Here is an 887-nt window from a genome sequence, read left to right on the forward strand (position 1 = left end):
CTGATCATTTCAGAATGAGTTTGGCTCGGGGGCTTGGCAGTTGGGCTGGTGGGCGGCAGAGTTCTGCGGGTGTCGGATGATCTTGTGCCTGATGACCTGTGGCATCGTGTCGCGCCATTGCTCCCGCCTCGACCGCCGCGACGTCGGCGGCATCCAGGCCGGCTGCCGGCGGATGACCGTGCGGCTCTGCGCGGGATCGTCTACGTCCTTCGCACGGGTGTGACCTGGGCGGACGTGCCGACGGAGACGATTGGCTGCAGCGGGGTGACGTGCTGGCGGCGCCTGCGGGACTGGACCGAGGCCGGCGTCTGGCCCCGCCTGCACGCCATTCTCCTCGCGGAACTCCGCAAGGCAGGCCTGCTGGACATGGACGACGCCGCGATCGACGGCTCGCACGTCCGGGCTCTGAAGGGGGGGCTCACACCGGACCTTCGCCGGTCGACCGCGCGAGGCCTGGCAGCAAGCACCACCTGATCACCGATCGGCACGGAACACCCCTCGCCGTTTCCCTGACCAGCGGAAACCGGCACGACGTTACCCAACTCATGCCCCTGCTGGACACCATCCCCCGCATCCGCGGCCTGGTCGGCCGGCCCCGTCACCGGCCACGGCGGCTGTTCGCCGACCGCGGCTACGACTACGACAAGTACCGACGCCTGCTCAGAGCCCGCGGCATCACACCGAAGATCGCCCGCAAGGGCACCGCTCACGGATCCGGCCTGGGCAAGACCAGGTGGGTCGTCGAGCGAACCTTCGCCTGGCTCCACCAGTTCAAACGGCTCCGGATCCGCTACGAGATACGAGCCGACCTCCACCTCGGACTACTCCAACTCGCCTGCAGCATCATCTGCTTGCGACGACTCCGAACCTCATTCTGAAATGATCAG

1 protein-coding gene is annotated in these 887 nt (G+C 67.3%); it reads left to right on the forward strand.

Annotated elements, in window-relative coordinates; translation table 11 throughout:
- Positions 1–69 precede the first annotated feature (69 nt).
- Positions 70–878, forward strand: a protein-coding gene (locus SGA01_RS40775; RefSeq protein ID WP_167534304.1) for an IS5 family transposase whose coding sequence is annotated in 2 segments (ribosomal slippage) — positions 70–409 and positions 409–878 — 810 coding nt in all. Because the reading frame shifts where the segments join, the coding sequence is not laid out codon by codon here.
- The last annotated feature ends 9 nt before the right edge of the window (positions 879–887 follow it).

The organism is Streptomyces gardneri (genome assembly GCF_006539185.1).
In the GTDB taxonomy this organism is placed as follows: domain Bacteria; phylum Actinomycetota; class Actinomycetes; order Streptomycetales; family Streptomycetaceae; genus Streptomyces; species Streptomyces gardneri.